Origin of the sequence: Termitidicoccus mucosus (genome assembly GCF_038725785.1) — a bacterium.
Classification (GTDB): domain Bacteria; phylum Verrucomicrobiota; class Verrucomicrobiia; order Opitutales; family Opitutaceae; genus Termitidicoccus; species Termitidicoccus mucosus.
Genome location: NZ_CP109796.1, coordinates 2,908,882 through 2,929,068, shown reverse-complemented (window position 1 = coordinate 2,929,068; position 20,187 = coordinate 2,908,882). Strand labels below are relative to the sequence as shown.

At 65.1% G+C, this 20,187-nt stretch carries 11 protein-coding genes; all 11 read left to right on the top strand.

What is annotated here, in order from left to right; genetic code table 11:
• Positions 1–157: 157 nt before the first annotated feature.
• Positions 158–790 carry a transposase gene (locus OH491_RS10200; RefSeq protein WP_068771503.1) on the top strand — a complete coding sequence of 211 codons (633 nt, stop codon included), beginning with the start codon at positions 158–160 and terminating at the stop codon, positions 788–790.
• Between the two features lie 333 nt (positions 791–1,123).
• Positions 1,124–6,214, top strand: a complete 5,091-nt coding sequence (locus OH491_RS10195; protein ID WP_068771504.1) for an autotransporter outer membrane beta-barrel domain-containing protein — start codon at positions 1,124–1,126, stop codon at positions 6,212–6,214.
• Positions 6,215–6,362: 148 nt separating this feature from the next.
• Entirely contained in the window at positions 6,363–7,190 is an 828-nt protein-coding gene (locus OH491_RS10190) for an HAD family hydrolase (RefSeq protein WP_068771505.1), read from the top strand.
• Positions 7,191–7,415: 225 nt separating this feature from the next.
• A complete protein-coding gene (locus tag OH491_RS10185; RefSeq protein ID WP_068771506.1) occupies positions 7,416–9,203 on the top strand; it encodes a glycoside hydrolase family 3 protein in 1,788 nt (595 codons plus the stop codon).
• Positions 9,204–9,233: 30 nt separating this feature from the next.
• A complete protein-coding gene (locus OH491_RS10180) occupies positions 9,234–10,775 on the top strand; it encodes a sialate O-acetylesterase (RefSeq protein ID WP_068771507.1) in 1,542 nt (513 codons plus the stop codon).
• Positions 10,776–11,131: 356 nt separating this feature from the next.
• Positions 11,132–13,249, top strand: a complete 2,118-nt coding sequence (locus tag OH491_RS10175) for a glycosyl hydrolase 115 family protein (RefSeq protein WP_068771508.1) — start codon at positions 11,132–11,134, stop codon at positions 13,247–13,249.
• A gap of 44 nt (positions 13,250–13,293) precedes the next feature.
• A complete protein-coding gene (locus tag OH491_RS10170; RefSeq protein ID WP_084442390.1) occupies positions 13,294–15,438 on the top strand; it encodes a DUF2264 domain-containing protein in 2,145 nt (714 codons plus the stop codon).
• Between the two features lie 289 nt (positions 15,439–15,727).
• Complete coding sequence (locus tag OH491_RS10165; RefSeq protein WP_068771510.1) at positions 15,728–17,230, top strand: ABC transporter substrate-binding protein; 1,503 nt, start codon at positions 15,728–15,730, stop codon at positions 17,228–17,230.
• On the top strand, positions 17,227–18,120 hold the full coding sequence (locus OH491_RS10160; RefSeq protein WP_068771511.1) for a carbohydrate ABC transporter permease: 894 nt from the start codon (positions 17,227–17,229) through the stop codon (positions 18,118–18,120). Before OH491_RS10165 ends, OH491_RS10160 begins: the two co-directional genes overlap by 4 nt.
• Positions 18,121–18,323: 203 nt before the next feature.
• A complete protein-coding gene (locus tag OH491_RS10155; RefSeq protein WP_334319482.1) occupies positions 18,324–19,124 on the top strand; it encodes a carbohydrate ABC transporter permease in 801 nt (266 codons plus the stop codon).
• Positions 19,125–19,251: 127 nt separating this feature from the next.
• Entirely contained in the window at positions 19,252–20,175 is a 924-nt protein-coding gene (locus tag OH491_RS10150; RefSeq protein WP_068771513.1) for an aldo/keto reductase, read from the top strand.
• Positions 20,176–20,187 lie beyond the last annotated feature (12 nt).

The window sequence follows — 20,187 nt, the reverse complement described above, 5'->3', positions numbered from 1 at the left end:
CGTGGACGCCGCCCCTCCTTGCGCAAGCGTATTTCGTTACGAAGGCGCGTTTCCTCACGCAAGCGTGCTTGTGTGACTTCGTCGTAAGAGCGCGCTTTTTTGCGCCATGTGCGTTTGCCACTTGTCCGCAAGGCCAGGCGCACATACCAAGGCGTGCATGGAAAATCTCCGTTTTTTCAACCCTTACGCGGAGGTTGTTTTTCTTCAAAATCGTCTGCCGCACTGGGAACAGCTGGGCGCAACTTATTTTGTCACCTTCCGGCTGTCCGATTCCGTGCCGCGCGAGTTGCGCGAGCAATGGGCGCGGGAGCGCGACGCGTGGTTGAAACGTACTCCACCACCGCACTCCGCCGCGCAGGAGGTCGAATACCATGCAATGTTTTCCGGACGCATGGAAAGGTGGCTGGATGAGGGGATGGGAAGCTGCGTGCTGCGCGACACCAAGGCATCCAAAATCATGGCGGACGCGCTCGCGCATTTCGAAGGCGAGCGGTGCCACCAGATCGCGTTCATCGTAATGCCGAATCACGTGCATACGTTATTTGCCACGCTCAACGGCGCGCGGGTGAGCGACCTCGTGCGCTCATGGAAAGGTTTCGTCGCGCACCGGTTGAAGGCGTGTCTGGGCGCGCGCTGGCCGGGATGGCAGAAGGATTATTTCGATCGCTTGGTGCGCGACGAGACGCATTTTGATCGGTGCGTGCGTTACATTCGGAAAAATCCGGTGAAGGCGAAACTGCCGTCAGGCGCTTCCGTGTTGTTCGAGAGCGAGCGGGCAAAATCGTGTTGAATCGCTGAGCCGCGCGCTTGCGCAAGGAGCGGCTGCCTCCGGCTGCCGGACGAGGCGAAGCTTCGCTCCGGATTGCAGGCGGCCTCGTTTTCGTTTTTTTGGCGCGCCTGCGGCGCGTCGGGCGGCGTGGACGCCGCCCCTCCTTGCGCAAGCGTGTTTCGCCACGAAGGCGCGTTTCCTTGCGCAAGCGTGACTTTGTGCCATCGGTGCGCCCTCCAGCCTTTTGCTAACGCGTTAGCAAAAGCATGGCGTGTGTTTGTCCGTCTGGCGGTCATCGTGTTTCCATCTTCCCCTTGGATTGCCTCAACTCTTCCCCTCATACGGGCCCGAACCATGCACCTACCCAAATCTCTCACACTCGCCGCTGCGCTGCTCGCCTCCACCTTTGCCCTCGCACCGTCAGCCCTTGCGCAAAACCGGTACTGGACGGGAAGCAACGGCAATGCCAATTGGTTTGAGGCGGGCAACTGGTCGCCCAGCATGCCAGCCGCCGGCAACAACGTCTATATCGACAGTGGTTCCTACGGCACCAATCCCACGCCGATCCTGAATACAGGCTCTGTTTCCTTGGGCGGCATTTCGGTCGGAACGGATACCGGCGGCGGCGCGCTTACCGTCGCGGGCACGTCTGCCTTGACCAACACGGGACAATCCCGCATCGGGCGCGGAGCGGGGAATGACGGGAGTGTCACGGTCTCAGGCAGCGCCCTTTGGCGCATGGACAGCAGCCTCAGTGTCGGGGAAAACGCCGGCGGGATGCTGGACATTTCCGATAGCGGCTCGGTCGCGGTCGGCACGACGTTGAACATCGGACGGTATGCGGCGGCTACTGGCAGCGGCACCGTGAAGGTCGGCGGGAGCGCGAGTCTTTCGGTCGGAACCAATATGACGGTCGGCGAGGCGGGCGCGGGGGCACTGTCCGTGGGAGAGGCCGCGGTTGTCACCGTCTCCAACAACGTCATCATCGGCAGCGCCGCCGGGGCGACGGGCACCGCCACCATCAGCGGAAGCGGCCATCTGAACGTCGTCAGCGGGACGCTGATCGTCGGCGCTTCGGGCCAAAGCCAGGGCTCGCTCGTCATCAAGGACAGCGGCACGGTTACCAACGGCGGCGCCGCCATCATCGCCAGGGACGCATCGAGCTCCGGCAGCGTCACGGTCGGCGACAACGCGCGCTGGACCAGCTCCGGCACGATCATCGTCGGGTCGCATGGCACGGCCTCGCTTACCATCAAGGACAACGCCGCGGTCAAAAGCCTTTCCCATGTTTACATCGCCGACTGGACGGACAGCCAAAGCTCGCTCGCCGTGACCGGCAGCGCCAGCCTGGAGGCCGTCGGCGACATCCGCGTCGGCATGCGCGGCACCGGCTCGCTCACCCTGTCCGGCAGCGCCATTGTCACCGGCAACCGCGCCTACATCGGTTACAGCGCCGTCGCCCTCGGCGGGGCTGTCGTGGGCGGCAGCGCCCGCTGGGACACGACTGGGTTGATGAGCATCGGCAACAGCGGCACGGGCATGCTCACCCTCGCGGACGAGGCGGCGGTCACCGCCGGCAATATCGTGCTCGGCGCCGTCGAGGGTGCCCTCGGCATCGCCACCGTGGGCGGCACCGCGACGTTTTCGACCAGCGGCTCGCTCGTCGTCGGCGCCCTCGGCTCCGGCACGCTCGCCATCAAGGACAGCGGCACGGTCATCAGCGGCGACGTCGTCATCACCGCCACCACCGGCGCGTCCGGTTTCGTCTCCGTCAGCGGCGATGCGCGGTGGCAGATCAACGGGAATCTGGAAGTCGCCCCGTTCGACAGCGGCACGCTCGAAATCGGCGACACCGCCCGCGTCGCCGTCACCGGCAACGCCTACCTCGGGCGCAATGCCTCCAGCAGCGGCGTCGTCACGGTCGGCGGCACCTCCTTACTCACGGTGGACGGCGCGCTGGTTGTCGGCGCGTCCGGCACGGGCACGCTCACCATCGGGGACAGCGGCGCCGTCATCAGCGGCTCCGCCAGCATCGCCGCCGGCACCGGCGCATCCGGTTTCGTCTCTGTCACCGACGACGCGCGATGGCAGATTAACGGCGACCTGCAAGTCGGCAACCGCAGCAGCGGCACGCTGGCAATCGGCGCCAATGGACAGGTTGCCGCGACGGGAGTCGTTTCCATCGGGCTCGGAAACGCCACGGGTGACGGCACCCTTCTGGTCGGCGGCAGCGCGTTTTTTTCCAGTGGCGGCGATCTGGTTCTCGGCGCGAACTCGGACAGCAGGGGAACGCTTGAAATCTCGGAAAGCGGAACCGTTGTCACCGCCGGCCTGGCAACCATTGGCTACCAGCAGCGCGCCGTCGGCGAAGTGACGGTCTCCGACAACGCCCTCTGGCGGGCGGGCAACATACGGGTGGGTGGGCAGGGGCCCGGCACTCTCGTCATTTCGGACAGCGCCGCCGTGAGCAGCGACGGCTATATCTATATCGCCAATAACACCAACGCCCAGGGTTCGATCGCCATCGGTGATGACGCGCGCATGGCCGCGGGCGGTGATTTGCGCGTGGGCGTCGGCGCGACCAGCAGCGGCACGCTCACCGTCGCGGACCGCGCCATCGTCACCAGCAACCGCTCCTACATCGCATATGGCGGCACCTCGTCCGGAGCGGTCTTCATCGGCGACACCGCCCGTTGGGAAACCGCCGACCTGTTTACTGTTGGTTATGGTGTTGGCGGCAGCGGCACGCTTGCCGTCACCGGCAGCGCATTTGTCTCCTCCGGCAGTGATTTTACTTTGGGAGCGAGCGCGGGCGGCAGCGGTGACGTGACCGTCGGCGAAACCGCCACCCTCTTGGTCGGCGGCATGTTGACCGTCGGTTCCCAAGGCACGGGCAATCTCGTCATCCGCGACCACGCCACCGTGACCACCGGCGCGGCCATCATCACCGCGACCACCGGCGCGTCCGGTTTCGTCTCCGTCGGCAACGAGGCGGCCTGGCAAATCAACGGCGACCTGGAGGTCGCCTCGCGCGCCAGCGGCACGCTCGAAATCAACGACACCTCGCGCGTCTCCGTCGTCGGCAATGCCCATCTCGGGCGGAATGGCTCCAGCGCCGGCGTCGCCACGGTCGGCGGCAGTTCCGCGCTCACGGTGGGCGGCACATTGTTTGTCGGCACGTCCGGCACGGGCTCGCTGCTCGTCAAGGACAGCGGCACCGTCGTCAGCGACTTTTCCCGCATCGCCAACGGCTCGGCCTCGGACGGCGAGGTCACGGTCTCCGGCTCCGCGCGCTGGCACACGATCAGCGATTTGCAGGTCGGCGTGGCGACCACCGCCGCCGTTCCCGGCACCCTCATCGTCACGGGAAACGCAGTCGTTTCCAGCGGCAGCACCGCCTCCATCGGCAACAATACCAACAGCGGCGGATTCGTCGCCGTTGATGAAAATGGCCGCTTCGATGTCGCGGGTCTCCTGCAAATCGGCTTGCGCGGCACCGGCACGCTCGCCCTTTCCGGCAGCGCGGCAGCCACCAGCGGTTTGGCCAACATCGGACGCGAGGGCGCCGGCGTCGGCACGGCCATCGTCGGGGATGACGCCCGCTGGGATGTCGCCGGCCAGCTCACGATCGGCTATTCCGGCACCGGCGTGCTGGTCATTGAAGATTCCGCGATTGTCACCAGCGCCAGCACCGTCCTCGCCTACGGTGCGACCGGCGCCGGCACGCTCGTGCTCAAGGGCGGAATCCTGGAAACCGGCGCTATTCAGCGAAGAAGCACCGCCGCCACCACCGCGGCCATCATCGAGATGAACGGCGGCACCCTCCGCGCCACCGCCGCCAGCGCCGACTTCTTCGCCAACATCGGCGACATCGCCATCAACGCCACCGGGATCGCCCCCGGCGCGAGCGCGTTTATTTTCGACACCAACGGATTCGAGGTCACCGCCACGAACAGCTTTTCCTACAATGGCGCAAACGACAGCGTGGCCCTTGAAAAAACCGGCGCGGGCACGCTCACCCTTGCCGCAAGCAACGCCTACAACGGTGCGACGCTCGTCACCGCCGGCGTCCTCAAGGCAGGCTCGGTCGGGGCCATCACCAACAGCAGCAGAGTCACGGTCGCCCCCGGCGCGGCCCTCGACTTGGGCGGGTTCATGCAATTCCTCAAAAAACTCGAAAACAACGGCGAGGTTCGTTTCGGCACCACGGCCGCCACGGTCGGACGGACGCTCACCCTCCTCGGCGATCTCTCCGGCACCGGCACCTACGCCATGTCCGTTGACCTCACCCGTCAGGTCTCCGACTCCATCACCGTCACCGGCTCGGCCACCGGCAGCCACGTGCTCCAGTTGAAAAACTACGGCGGCGCGGCTTCGCCCAATACCAGCCTGACCGTCCTCGAACTGGCAAACGGCGGCGACGCGGAATTTACCTCCAACGACGTGGACGGCGGCATGGGTTCCTATGCCCTCACGTCGGGCACCGATTCGTCCACCGGGGCCGTCACCTACAGCCTCGCCGCCACCGGCAATCCCAGCCGGGCCGCGGGTGCGATTCTCGGCACCGCCGGTTCGCTCGGCACCGAGTGGCACTACAGCCTCGACTCGCTCCGCAGCCGCTTCGGCGAAATCCGGGCCATGAAAAAACCCAGGAAGGCCGCCACCAGCACGTGGTATCGCGCCACCGCGTATCACCTCGACACCGACGTCGGGCTCACCGGCCTGCCTTTCGACCAGGATACCTACGGCGTCACCGCCGGCCTTGACCGCACCATCCCGTCAGCCGCGTCACAGCTCATCCTCGGCGCGTTCTTTACCGTGAACCGCACCGACCGCCATTACGACAACCACGGCGATGGCGACACCAACGACTACGGCGGAGGACTCTACCTCACGTGGCTGCACGAATCAGGCTGGTTCGCCGACATCGTGCTCAAGGGCAATCAATACAAAAACGGCTTCGATGTCCTCGCCGACGACGGCACTGCCACCAGCGCGGATTATTCCAATGTCGCCGCCGGCTTCTCGGTGGAATTTGGCCGCAAGGTATCCTTCGGTCGCCTCTGGCTGGAGCCCGGCGTGCAAATCGCGTCCGCGTGGCTCGGTGGCGGCGACTACGACACCAGCACCGGCATTCACGTCGAAATCGACCGTTCCAGCGCCACGCAATACCGCGGTCAGGTGCGTTTCGGAGTCGATGCCGGCCCGTGCTGGCACCCTTACGCCAGGCTCGGCGCAGTGCGCAGCGAGAACAGCGGCGGACTCGTCCACACCGCGGAAGGCTCTTGGGCGACGCAGTTCGCCGGCTGGCGTTTCGAGGCCGGCGCCGGCCTCGCCTTCAATGTCAATTCAGACAGTCAGTTGTATTTTGATTATGAATACAACAAGGCCGACCACTATGAGCGCCCCTGGGCCGTGAGCCTCGGCTACCGCCGCCTGTGGTGAGCAACACTCAGCCGTCCATCGGAAATATCCCTCCATCGCACATCATGCTAACGACCTCAGCACATCCGTGCGTTGCGACACCCGCGCCCTTGTCTGGAATGAACGCGTGAGTTTTCCGCCCCGCAAAATTTCCTGAGCCGTTCCGCCAATGATGCCCCCGCCGCACATCATCGCAGTCGATTCCGACGGCACCGTGCTCGATGCCATGACGCCGAAGCACCGGCACGCGTTCACGCCCGCGCTCATCGACATCTGGGAAATCAAGCAGGGCTCGCGCGAGGCCTCGGAGTTGTTTCTCCATCTCAACCTCCGTTCGCGTCATCGCGGGGCGAACCGCTTCGAGGCGCTGGGCCTTTTTCTGCGCGAGTGGAGCGCAAACCCGGGCGCCGCGCTTCCGCCGCTTAAGGCGTATTTTGCCTGGCTCGAATCCGGCGCGCCGCGCAGCGAGTCCTCGCTGGAGCTCGCGCTCGCGGACCATCCCGGCGACATCGCGCTCACCCGTGCGCTGGCTTGGAACCGCGAGGTCAACCGCCGCTGCGCCGCGCTTCCGCCGCCCGCGCCGTTTGCCGGCGCGGCCGGGGCATTGCGCGCGGCATCGTCGGCCGCGCGCGTCGCGGTCGTCTCCGGCGGCAACGGCGCGGCCATCCGTTCGGAATGGGCTCATGCCGGACTCGCACCGCTGGCTTCGGATTTTCTTACCCAGGAGGCAGGTTCGAAAACCGCCATTCTCCGGCAGCTCGCCGCCCGCGCGGGCGGGGCGGAAGGCGTGCTCATGCTCGGCGACTCGCTGCTCGACGAGGACGCCGCCCGCGCCGCCGGTTGCGCATTTTTTCCCATCATACCCGGCGCCGAGCCGGAGTCGTGGGGTGCGTTCCGCGCCGACGCGCTTCCGGTGTTTCTTTCCGGTCAATGGACGCCGGAAACCGCCGCGCGCCAGTGCGAAAAATTTCACGCCATCCTCGGCGTCTCCCCATGAATCCTCACTTTGAAAACAAACCCGGCGTCGAAAGAACGCTTGCGCAAGGAGCGGCTGCCTCCGGCTGCCGGACGAGGCGAAGCCTCGCCCCGAATTGCCGGCGTCGCCATTTCCTATTTTCGGACGCCTCTGCGGCGCGCCCGGCACCGAGGACGTCGCCGCTCCTTGCGCAAGCGTTTCTTCAAAGCGCACAACCCGTTTTTAACCGGTATTAATCCATTCCTCATGCCTGCCATCATCGACACAAACGTCCCCAAAGTTTCCCCGGCCTCCGGCCTGCTTCCGGTTGACGAAGCCGCCGGGCGCTGGGTTGACCAAAAATTGGGCGCGCTCGACCTCGACCAGAAAATCGGCCAACTCCTCGTGTTCCCGCACTACGGTCCATTCATCACGCCCGACGTGGTGGAGTTCATCCGCGACCATCACGCGGGCGGCCTGCGCATCGCGCAAAAATTCATGCCCGGTGCGACCGACAGCCGCGAGGAGGGCGCGATGGAAGACATCCATCGCCGGCCCGACGCAAACACCTTCGACCGTCCCGAGACGCTCGACCGCATCGCGTGCACAGCATCCGAGTTTGCCTCGCGCCTCAACGAGCTGCGCGACATCGCGATGGAGCGCCCCGGCGCGGTGCCGCTGCACATGGCGTTCGACCAGGAGGGCGAGGGCGCGGATTTTCTTTTTGAGCAGCGCCTTTTCCCGCATCCGCTCGGCCAGACGGTTGACAACGATCCCGAGCTGGCGCGCCGCATCTCGCGCGCCATCGGCAGGCAGGCGCGCGCGCTCGGCGCCAACATGATTCACTCGCCCGTGCTCGACGTGAACACCGAGCCCGCCAATCCCGAAATCGGCCCGCGCGCCTACGGCGACAATCCCGCCGCGGTCATCCGCTTCGGCCTCGCCGCTCTGCGCGGCCTGGGCGAGGCGGGCATCGTGGCGACGGGAAAACATTTTCCCGGACGCGGCCATTCGAGCACCGACGCGCATTTCGGCCTGCCGGAAATTGCGCTCGGCCGCGAGGAACTCCGGCGCGACCACCTCGCGCCGTTCAAGGCGCTCATCGACGCCGGCCTGCCCGCCGTCATGGCCGCGTTTACCGCCTATCCCGCGCTCGGCGCGGCGGGCGTGCCGGGCGCGACCAGCCGCGCCATCGTCACGGACTTGCTGCGCGGAGAGCTCGGTTTCCGCGGCGTCGTCACGACCGACAACGTCCAGATGGGCGGCCTGCTGGAGAAATACGACATGGGCGAGGCCGTCGTGCGCTGCCTCATCGCCGGATGCGACCTCGTGCTTTGCCGCGCCTACAGCCCGCAACGCCGCCAGGTGCTCGCCGCCATCAAGGCCGCCGTGCGCGAGGGCCGCTGGCGCGAGGCCGACCTCGACGCCTCGGTGCGCCGCATCCTCACGATGCGCTGGCGCATGGGCCTCGCCGAAAACGGCGGCAAGGTCGACGCCTCCGCCGCGGGCGCCCTGTTCAACGATCCGGAAACCGTCGCGCTCGCCGACGAGGCCGCCCGCCGCTCGACCGTCGTGCTGCGCGACCGCGCCGGCCTGCTGCCGCTGCCGGCCGGAAAACGCATCCTCCTCGTCGAGCAAATCCATCACTTTCATCGCTTCATCAACAACAGCTACTCGCACCCCGGCATGCTCTGGCAGGAACTCCGCCGCATCGCGCCGGGCATCGCCACCGTGGCCGTGAACGAAAAGCTCACCGACCGCGACCGCGAAGCCGTTCGCCGCCGCCTGCCCGAGGCCGATGTGATCGTGTCCACCAGCTACTACAACTACCGCAGCCACGCCATCATGCTCCCGATGCTCGAGGAGTTGCGCGCCGCGGGCAAACCGCTCGTCATCGTGAGCAACACCCCGTTTGAGAAGTTCGGCGTCCCGGCGTGGGTGGACACCGCCGTCATTTCGTTCTGCCCCTCCGGACGCGAGCACATGCGCGCGGTGGCCGAAGTCCTGACCGGAAAACTCAAACCGACCGGACAGATCCCGCTATCCCGATTTTGACACCGACAATAACATCAACCCAATAAAGACATGCTCCCAAAAAACATCCTCCACCCGCTTGTCCTCCTCGCCGCCCTCCTCGTCTGGCCGTTGCACGCGGCCGAGATCCTTCGCGAGGAATTTGATTATTCCGATGGTCCGATTCACAAAGTGTCCAAGCGCGCATGGACGGTGCACAATGGCAGTCCGGCCATCATGATCGAAAACCACGCCGCCCTGCCCGGCGGCTCCGCGACCGGCTACGTCACCCGCAAGTTCACCGCGAAGCCCGCGGGCGCCCAAGTCACCGCCACCTTGCAGGCGCGGTTCGACGGACCGGTGCAGGCCGGCAAAGGACGGCTGGTGTTGTTTCAATTCACCGACGAGTCCGGCAAAAAACGCCGCGGCCGCCTGCTCATGCGCGCCGGTTCCGGCAACGAGACCGTGCAACTCGGTGTCACCTCGAAAAACTCGTCCGATGTCGTCTGGAGCAATCGCACGCTGCCGCTCTCCGAGGAGCACACGCTGGTCTTCCATTACGATTCCGCCAGCGGCTCCACCCGCCTCTGGATCAATCCCACCGCCACCACGACCAAGCCCGATGCGGAGGCCGTCGATGCCGATGCCGCCGTGTCCGGCCGCGTCAGCCTGCAAGTGGATTCCCGATGGAATCTCGGACGGGTGCTGATCGGCAGCATCGTCGTGAACGACGATCCGCTCGACGCGTCCGCCGCGACGACGAAAACCGCCGCCGCATCCCCGTCCTCCTCGAAAACCGTCGCGCGCTCCGCCCCGCCTCCGCCGCGTCCGAAAGTGCCCGCGGTCACGCCGCCGCCCGCGAAGCGTTTTTATGTGTTTCTCCTCACCGGCCAGTCCAACATGGCCGGGCGCGGACTTGTCGGGGAAATCGACCGCACGCCCGACCCGCGCATCCTCGCGTTTGACGGGCCCGGCCGCTGGATTCCCGCGGTCGAGCCGCTGCACCACGACAAGCGCGGCGCCGGCGTCGGCCCCGGCTTCGCCTTTGCCCGCGCGCTGCTGCCGCACCTGCCGTCCGATGTATCCATTGGCCTGATACCCGCTGCGTTTGGCGGCACCTCGGTGGCGCAATGGCAAAAGGACTACCAGGAGGACTTCCGCTGGCCGGACGGCCGCACGCTTTTCCAGCTCGCCACCGAATCCGCCGTCGCGGCGGCGAAGGAAGGCACGCTGGCCGGCATCCTCTGGAACCAGGGCGAGGCCGACGGGCGCCGCGCACGGAGCGACGGCGGCGCCGGGTATCGCGCGCAGCTCGACCGGCTGATCGCCGATTTCCGCGCCACGCTCGACCGGCCCGACCTGCCGTTTGTCGCCGCCACGCTCGGCCCCTGGCGCCGCCCCGACACGACGGAGTTGAACCAGGTTTATCTCGATCTCCCCGCGCGCGTGCCGCACACCGCGGCCGTTGACACGCTCGCCCCGGAATTTGGCGGAAATCTTCGCAACAAGCCCAACGACCCCGCGCACTACGACAGCGAGTCCGCGCGCCTGCTCGGGGCGGCTTATGCCAGGGCGATGCTCACGCTCCTCAATGATGCCCGTGAGACCCAATGACCCTTTTTGGAGGCGGCGATTCATCGCCGCTTTCGACGGCGGGATTCATCCCTTGGGCGATCTCGATGGCTGCGTATGTGCTTGCGCAAGGAGCGGCGGCGTCCACGCCGCCGGGCGAGGCGCAACGCGCCTCGCCCGCTCGCCGGCAGGCAATCCGAAAACCTGTGTGTGCCCGTCCGCCTCTCCGTGAAACGGTCGCGGGCTTTGCCCGCGTCGGGCGGCGTGGACGCCGCCCCTCCTTGCGCAAACGCGTCCACGTTGCCGGCGCCACTTTTCGATTCCTCCCTTTTCTGCCATTCAAAACTGACGAACCGATTTTATTTTATGAAGCTCTATAATTCCAACCCCGCATCCCGATGAACTTTTTATTTCGCTGCCTTCTGGTTCTTGCGCCCGGCGCGTTCACGCTCGGTGGCGCGTTCGCCCGCGCCGATGTCGAGTTCGCGCCCGGCGTGCCCGTGCTCGTGGTCGGAGCACCCGGCGTCGCGGAGCAAACCGCGCTCGATCACCTCGCCCGGGACCTGAAAAAAGTGCTCGGACGCGCATCGCCCGTGGTCACCGACGCGAAAAAAATCGCGGGCAAGCCCGCCATCGTGATCCTCGCCTCGTCCGGGCCGTCCGGCGGCATCGGACGCGACCCGCGGCTCTCCGCGCCCGAAGCCCACGGCATGCGCCTGGTCCAAACTGGCGACGGCCCCCGGCTCATGCTCGAAGGCGGCGGCACGCGCGGGCTCATTTACGCGATTTATGCGTTCACCGAGGAATGCCTCGGCGTGCCGCCGCTCTGGCATTGGAGCAACTGGCAGCCGCAGCCGAAAGCGGGCCTTTCGCTGCCCGACGGATTCGAGCGCCTGCACCCGGCCCCCTACGTGCGCTGGCGGGCATGGTTCAACAACGACCAGGATTTCCTTTCGCCATGGAAGAATGCGGGGCGCGAAAACCGGGAGGCGATGTTCGAGACCATTCTCCGCCTCAAATACAACACCTACGAAGTCGAGACCATGGTGAACCTCGGCGAATCCGCGCCCCGCCACGCGCCCAATCCCGAGGCGCTCGCCGCGCATAATCACGGGCTCGCGATTACCTCCCATCATCATTCGCCGCTCGGATCGCGGCTTGGTCGCCGCCTGGAATACTGGAACCAGTTTTGGACCAAGATGGGCCGCGGCGGCGACATCCCGAAACTCAGTGTGCGGCATCCCGAGCCGCTCTATGAATACTGGCGTTACCACGTCGAGACCGCGGTGCGCGCAGGCTTCGAATGCGTCTGGACGATCACGTTTCGCGGCGGCGGGGACATCCCGTTCTGGCAGACATTTCCGGACGCCCCGCCCGACATGCCCGCCCGCGCCCGCACGATCGAACAGATGCTGGCAAGGCAGGCCGCCATCGTGAAGGAGGTCACCGGCAATCCCGCCCCATTGATGCGGACGACGCTCTACAATGAAAACTCCGATCTCTTCGCCGCCGGTCTGTTGCGGCCGCCCGCCGAGCCGACCTTGATCTGGAATTTCGTCGCCGCCCGCCGCGACCACTTCCCCGCCGCCGATGTGCGCGGCTTCAAGGCGCCGCCGAATCTGTTGGTCGGGTATTATCTCAACTTCCAGTTTACGTCCAGCGGCTCGCACCTTGTCGCCGCGGAAGGGCCGTGGAAGATGGCGGCCAACTATCGCGTGCTCGACTCGCTCAACGCCCGTCCGCTCGCCTTCACGGTCGTCAACGCCGGCAACATCCGCGAGCACGTCGCCGAACTCTCGGCCAACGCCGCGATGATGTGGAGCTTCACGGATTTCGACGCCGGCGCCTTTCTCGAAAACTATTGCGCGCAATATTTCGACACCGCGCTCGCGCCCAGAATCGCCCGTCTCTACCGGGATTATTATTACTCCTACTGGTGCCAGAAAAAGGCCGACCTGCCGGGCTTCGACCGCCAGTATATATTTCAGGACCTGCGCTATGCCCGCGCCGCCGAGATGCTGCTCAAGGCGTTGGACGGCGATACCCGCACACCGAATCCGCTCGACGGGCATCCCATGGACAACCCCGATACCGGCAGCGTCGGTTATTTCCGCGTCGAGCCCGAGTCCGGCGACCACGGCCAGGTCGGCGCCATCCTGCGCGGAACGGCACAGTCCGGGGCCGCGTTTGCCGCGGTCGCCCGGGAGGCGGAGCGCCTGCGCACGCAAATTCCGGAGCGCAACCGCTGGTTTTTCGACCAGAACCTGCGCGTCCCCGCGCAAGTGATGGAACGGCTCAACACCATGCTCCACGAAATCGCCGCCGCCTACGCCCGTCCCGCCGCTGCGCGCGCGGAAATCCGCGCGCATCTCGCCGCCGCCCGCGCCGCGCTCGCCGATGCCCGCGAACTGCTGCGCTCCACCGACACCGGCGTGTTCGGGCACTGGCACGACAGCGACGGGAAATTCAAAATCAACAACCTTCTCCAGTCGCTCGATGCGGCAATCGCCGATTAGGCTGTCTGGGCCAACGCGCTGAACCCCCTGGCAAAGCGAACAGAATGCCGTCAAGCCACCCATCATCGGCAGGGCGTCCGGAACCGTCCGCCACTTTCCAGATCAAGGCTCCTGATTTTGCCCTGAGCCCCTTCACCGGCATGGCCCGGCGGCATTGGGTCGAGGCCGGGCAATGGCTGCTCGACGGTGTTTTTTCCCATGTGGAAAACCAGGACGCGCCCCTCCTGCTGCCTCGCAGCGAGACGAAAATCACTTATCCCCAGCCGGGCGATCCCGACTGGCGCAGGCGCAGCGAAATCATGGAAGGCGTCGCGCGCACTTTGCTGATCGCGGGCCCGCTCCTCCGGCACGATCCCTCGCTGCGCTCAAACGGCATCGCCCTGCGCGATTATTATGCGAACGCCATCCTGAAACTCGCCGACCCGAAATCGCCCGACTACGTCGGCGACCAGGCGGGCATGGTCAAGGTGTGGGGCGACCGGCCGATCCAGGTGACATGCGAGTGCGCCTCGCTTGCGCTGGAACTCACGCTCGCGCGCGACTCGCTTTGGGCAAACTACACGCGCGCCGAAAAGGACATGGTCGCCCGGCTTTTCCACACGTGGGGGCACTGCCGCACGCACGCGCACAACTGGCGGCTTTTTAACATGCACATCCTTTCGTTTTTGCAGCGCGAGGGCTACGAAATCGACGGGGAAATCCTGCGCGAGCATCTGCGCGTGGTGCGCGCATTCGACGCAGGCGATGGCTGGTATCGTGACGGCACTTATTTCGATTATTACTCTGTATGGGCGTTTCAATTTTACGCTCCTCTCTGGGCGGCGTGGGGCGGCTGCGAAACGCACCCGGCGATTGCCGATGCCATTGAGCGCGGCACGCACGCGCTGCTTAAAACTTACGACCGCCTGTTTGACCGGGACGGCTGGCAGCCGATGTGGGGACGGAGCGGCATTTACCGCTTCGCGGCATCGGCGCCGTTTGCGAGCGCGTTTTTCCTCAAAAACGCGGGCGTCAATCCGGGGCTGGCCCGGCGCGTCCTTTCGGGAAATCTTTTCCAGTTCATCAGCCACCCGGATTTCGCAAACAACGGTGTCCCCACGCTCGGTTTCTACGGGCAGTTTCCGCCGATGGTGCAGCCCTACAGTTGCGCGGCGAGTCCCTTTTGGTTTGGCAACGCCTACCAAGGCGTCGCATTGCCCGAGACGCATCCGCTCTGGACTGCGCGCGAGGAAGCAGGTTCGTGGGAAGGGCTTGCCGCCGGCGCCGTCCGCGAAACAGAGTTGCCCGGCCCGGGCTTGGTGCTCACCCAATATGGCGGTTCGGGAGCCGCCGAAATGCGCACGGGCAAGGTGATGATTGTCGGCGGGCACAAGGTGCTGCACAACTATTCGCACCTCGCCTTCCACACGCGCTTCCCGTGGCAGTCGGACACCGCCGACGGCCTCATGAGCATGCACTACAACGTGCGCGGCGGGGCGGCTTCGCATGTGACCTCGACCGGCCAGGTTGTCACGGCGGCGGCGCCGGCCGACGGCGGGGCGGTCGTGCGCGCGCCCAATCTGCTGCTGTATTCCGGCGTGCGCGGCGGCGTGTGTTACCGGAGGCTGCTGTTCGATTTCGCCGGCGCGCTCGGCGATAATCCGGCGGTGGACCTGGCGGATTTTGCCGTGCCGTGCGGGCTGGTTCGTTGCGACCGCCTTCGCATCCACGACCCCGGAAGCGAAATCATCCTCTGCCATCACGCGCTGCCAGTCGCGGAAGGCGCGGATCTCCGCATTGAGGAGCGCGAGGTCGGCCCCTTGCGTTCAAAGGCGCTGCTGCTCGCCTCGGGCGAGCGGCAGCTCGCGCTGGTCAACGTGCACGGCTGGGACAGTTTCATCATGCGCCGCGAGGCCGGGTTGCACCCGGAGGCGCGCGAAAGCATTCTGCCCGGGCTGACCAGCCGGCGCGAGGCCCGTTACAAGGGAGACCCTTGGCGCATCACGCTGATGTTGCACCGCTGCGACGCGAAACCCTGGCGCGACGACGAATTGTGGCCTTTTCGTTCCATGCTGCGGCACGATGAGTTTGCCGGCGACGCCTCGGCAATTGACGAGGACGGCCGGCGCATCGCGGTGGATTTTGCGCTTAACGATGGTTCGGTTCGCCGCGTGTCGTTTGATGGCATGGAGGGAACGCTTCGCGTATGAGCCAGGTGGCCTGTCCACGCCACCTTGATCGGAAACTGATGCCGGGCACTTTGAAAAATCCAAATTCCACCGGCGCCGGGGCGAAGATTTCGATTACTGACCTATGTCAATAAATTAAAATCCGAGAATCCATTGCTTAAGGAGTTTGATCATGGTTTGCATATAGCATAGATTATAATTTATATCATTGATTATAAAATATATAAGTTATAAATCGACATGGATGCAGGATGAGGCATTTTTGGCTTGCATGGGTTTCTCTGATATATACCAGTAATGACCATTCGTGATGGTTGCCTCCCCTTGCTTTCGTTTTTTCTGGCGCGCCGGTTTCTGCGCGTTCGCCGTCCTGTCCGGATGGTGCGGTATCCGAGCATCGGATACGGAGCGGCCGTTGCAGGTGGCGACGTTTTTTGCCGAGTTCATGCCGGGGCTGCGCGAGACGGCGGCGGCGTATCAGGCGGAGACGGGCGTCGGGGTGCGCGTGCAGGGGATTCCCTATGCGATGCATCCGATGTGGGTGCGGACGCAGTTCCTCTCCGGCTCGCCGCCGGACGTGTTGATCCTGGAAGGGACGGATTTGCCTTGGATGTATGGTCAGGCGGGGCTGCTGGAGCGATGCGACCGGCTGCTGGAGGAGCCGAATGCGTGGGACGCGCGGCATCCGCGGTGGGAGGACTTTTTTGAGCCGGACCTGGTGCAGATCTCACGGGACGCGACGGGCGCGCTGTGGGCGCTGCCGTTCACGCAATACCGCGTGGGTTTCTTTTATGACCGGACCACCTACGAGCGGCTCGGTATTCGCGAGCCGGATACGTGGTCGGGACTGGTGGAGAATTTCCGCGCGACGACCGGCTCCGGGCTGCCGGCCATTGCGGTGGCGGTAAAATCAAACGACGCGCAAAGCCAGTGGATGGGCGAGCTCATGCTGGAGTTTCTGCTGCGCCCGGCGGCGGAGCGCGTGAACCTGCGCCACGCGGAGGGCTGGCGGTTCGCGGCGGACGACCCGACGAGCGTGCGCGGGGAGGTCATCGACCTGGCGGAGCGCATCGTGGCGTTTGAGCGCGGGCTGATCGACCCGGCGAGGTCGGAGGCGTTCGCCGAGGTGGCGCGGCTGCTGGCGGAGTTTTCGAAGACGTGGCGGCCGGATTTCCTGAGCCTGGACGGGGAGCAGATTTTCACGTTGTTCGCGGGCGGGCGGGTGGCGCATTTTCTGAACGGCACGTGGTATGTGCGCGAGTTGCGCGAGCTGCAAAAGGCGCTGGGCGAGGCCACGGGGCGCCCGGCGTTTGCGTGGGGCGTGTTTCCGTTTCCGCAGATCGACGCGCGCGCGACCTCGCTCCCGCGTCTCGGCCACATGCCGCAGAACGCGGGCATGCGCGCATGCATCCTGATTCCAAAAAAAGACGATCCGACGGCGCGCGCACGGGTGCTGCGGTTTGCGCAATACCTGACCAGCCCGGCGGTGGCGTCGCGGTTTTTCGGCGAGGGCGACGTGTATGACCCGTCGGCGCTGCGCGACGTGGAACCGCGGGCGGAGTTGCGGGCGTTGCTCGCGCCGCACCAGTCGGCGGTGCTGGGCATGGCGCACTTCAACGGCTACGACGCGGAATCGACGAGCGAATTCTGGACGGCGTGGCAGCGTTTTCTCGGCGGGCGCGTGGACCGGCGTGGCTTTCTTGAGGAGTTCTCGGGTGCGCAGCGGCGGGCGTTGCAACGGCTGGCGGCGCGGTATTTGTCGGACGAGGACCGGGCGTTCATCGCGCGGGAGCTGGGGAGGGATTTTCGATGAAAAAACAGCACCAGGCGGCGGTGTGTGATTTTTCGCAGACGACACGGCGGGTGCTGTTGCTCGGGCCGGCGCTCGTGATGCTGGCGGTGTTCGTGTTTTATCCGGCGCTGTCGGCGCTGCGGCTGGCGTTTTTCGAGACCGACGGGCTTTCGCCGGAACGGTTTGCCGGCGCGGACAATTTCACCGCGATGGCGCGCGATAGCGTGGCGGGGTTGTCGGCGTGGAATCTTCTGCTTTACGCGGCGATGCTGATCCCGCTGCAAACCATCGGGCCGCTGCTCGGCGCGAAGCTGCTGCACGGGCTGCGCTCGATGCGCGCGGCGTATTTTTATCGCACGCTGCTGGTGCTGCCGGTGGTGGTGCCGACCATTACCATCGTGCTGATCTGGCGCGAAATCTACGGCATCAACGGCCCGCTGAACCAGGCGCTCGCGGCGCTCGGGGCGGGCGGGCAGCATAGCTGGCTGGGCGAGCCGGCGCTGGCGCTGCCGGCCATCGTGGCGACGGGTTTCCCGTGGATGGGCGGCGTGAGCCTGCTGGTGTATCTGGGCGCGTTTCTGGCGATTCCGGTTTCGTTTCGCGAGGCTGCGGTGCTCGACGGCGCGGGCGCGTGGGATGTGTTTTGGAAAATCGAGCTGCCGCAGCTGCGCCCGCAAATCGTGCTCATCGCCACGATGTCGATTCTCGGGGCCTTGCAGGGATTCGAGAACATCCTGCTGCTGACCAACGGCGGGCCGTTCAACGCGACGCTCACGCCGGCGCTGTATTTGTTCCGGCAGGGTTTTGAGTTTGGCAACCTCGGCTACGCGAGCGCGCTGGGGCTGGTGCTGCTGGTGGCGTGCGTGGGGCTGAGCCTGCTGGTGCGGGCGCTCAACGCGCGGACGCGTTGAGCAATGTATAATGAAAAATGCAAAATGTATAATATGTGATAAAAAATGCGAAACACTGCACGAAACACAGGGGGACGCGCCGGATGAGAAACATTAAACAGGACGCGGAAACGCAAGACGCCGGGCGCGGCTTCGGGAGTGGCGCGCCGCGCGGGTTTGTTTCCCATTATACATTTTACATTATACATTCTCCATTTGCCTTCGTGCGGCATCTCGCGCTGGCGCTGGCGGCGCTGGCGACGTTGATGCCGTTTTTCGTCATGCTGCTTTTCTCGCTGAAGGATTTTGCGCAGACGAGCTGGTCGTTCTGGTCGCCGCCCTCGCCGTGGCGCTGGGAGAACTACGGGTTCGCGCTCAAGGCGAGCGGCGCCTACGTGGGCAACAGCCTCATCGTGAGCGCGGGCGCGTGCTCGCTGGCGCTGCTGGCGGCGGTGCCGGCGGCGCACGCGTTCAGCGCGCTGGCGGCGAAATGGAGCTCGCGCGCCTACGCGCTGGTGGTCGCGATGCTGATGGTGCCGAACATCCTGCTGCTGGTGCCGCTGTTTCTGGTGACGCGCTCGCTCGGACTGCTCGACAGTTACCTGGGGCTGATTCTGCCGCAGGCGGCGGGCATGCTGCCGGTGACGATTTTTTTGCTGAAGGAGTCGTTCGACGGGATCCCGCGCGACCTTTTCGACGCGGCGCGCATCGACGGCGCGGGCGAGGCGCGGGTCATCGCGCACATCGTGGTGCCGATGAGCATGCCGATTTTCAGCAGCGTGTGCATTTTGAATTTGCTCGCGAGCTGGAACAACTACGTGTGGCCGCTCATCACCACGCAGACGCCGGCGCTGCGCACCATCCCGCTCGGGCTGGCGTTTCTGGTCACGGAGCAGAATCTGATGTTCGAGCCGGGCAAGCTGATGGCGACCTACGCGGTGGCCTCGGTGCCGCTGGTGGTTTTCTTTTTGATCGCGATGAAGCCGTTCGTGCGCGGTCTGGCCAGCGGGGCGTTGAAGGAGTGAGACGCGGGGCGCAAAAGAAACGGCTTTTGCGGCAACTTTTTTCGAGTTTTCCGCGTCAGTCATGCCTTGTGCAAGGTTTCAAGACCTCGCCAGGAAACGACATATAAAACAACAAGGAAGATTTACCATGAGGACGATAAAATTGGGGCAGTCGGAGTTGCAGGTGCCGGTGGTCGCGGTCGGATGCATGCGCATCAACCGCCTGGGCAGCAAACAGGAGGCGGAGCGCTTCGTGCAGACGGCGCTGGACCAGGGCGCGAATTTTTTCGACCACGCCGACATCTACGGCAACGGGGATTGCGAGGCGATTTTCGCCGATGCCGTCCACATGAGCGGAAGCGTGCGGGCGAAGCTCATCCTCCAGTCCAAGTGCGGAATCGTGCGCGGGCGCATGTTTGATTTTTCAAAGGAGCACATACTCGCTTCCGTGGACGGCAGCCTGAAGCGGCTGCGGACCGACTATCTGGATGTACTGCTCTTGCACCGTCCCGACGCGCTGGTGGAACCGGAGGAGGTCGCCGGGGCTTTCGATGCCCTGCACGCCAGCGGCAAGGTCCGCCACTTCGGCGTGTCCAATCAAAATCCCATGCAGATCCGGCTGCTGCAAAAGTCGCTGCGGCAGCCGATCGTGGCCAACCAACTGCAATTGAGCATCACGAACGCGGCCATGATTTCCACGGGCATCCACGTGAACATGCTGGAGGACAGCTCGGTGGATCGCGATGGCAGCGTGCTGGATTTCTGCCGGCTGGGCGACATCACGGTGCAGCCGTGGTCGCCGTTCCAATACGGGTTTTTCGAGGGAGTGTTTCTCGGCAATGAGAAATTTCCGAAACTGAACGCGAAGATCGACGAGCTCGCCGCCAAGTACCAGGTATCGAACACCACCATCGCGCTCGCGTGGATTTTGCGCCATCCGGCGAACATGCAGCCCGTGACGGGAACGATGAACATCGGGCGCCTGAAGGATTGCATCAAGGCCGCCGATGTCCGCATCACCCGCGAGGAGTGGTATGCGATTTACCTCGCGGCGGGAAACACGCTGCCGTGAGGAAGAGTGTTT